The organism is Flavobacterium sp. GNP008 (genome assembly GCF_056428965.1).
This window is the reverse complement of sequence record NZ_JBWJVL010000025.1, coordinates 1-268: the sequence shown is the minus strand read 5'-3', so window position 1 is coordinate 268 and position 268 is coordinate 1. Positions and strand designations below refer to the sequence as shown.

The following is a 268-nucleotide window of genomic DNA, read 5'->3' as shown; positions in this document are numbered from 1 at the left end:
GCTTCGACGCCGCGCAAACGACCGGCGTCGAAGCGCTGTTGCGCTGGCAGCATCCCAGCGTCGGCGACGTACCGCCGGGGCTGTTTCTGCCGCTGCTGGAAGAAGCGCGGCTGATCAGCCAGTTGAGCGCCTGGATTTACCAGCAAGTCGCCGCGCAACGCCAGGCCTGGCAGACCTGTTTCGACGGTGAACTGGTGCTGAGCGTGAGCCTGAGCGCAAGTCAGTTCAATATGCCCAACCTGGCGACCCAGTTGCAGCAGGTGCTTGA

General features: G+C 63.8%; 1 protein-coding gene. It reads left to right on the top strand.

The window, feature by feature from the left end; all coding sequences use genetic code 11:
* Positions 1-268: EAL domain-containing protein (locus AC0608_RS13735; RefSeq protein WP_478289464.1), on the top strand; the 268-nt coding region annotated here is incomplete at both ends.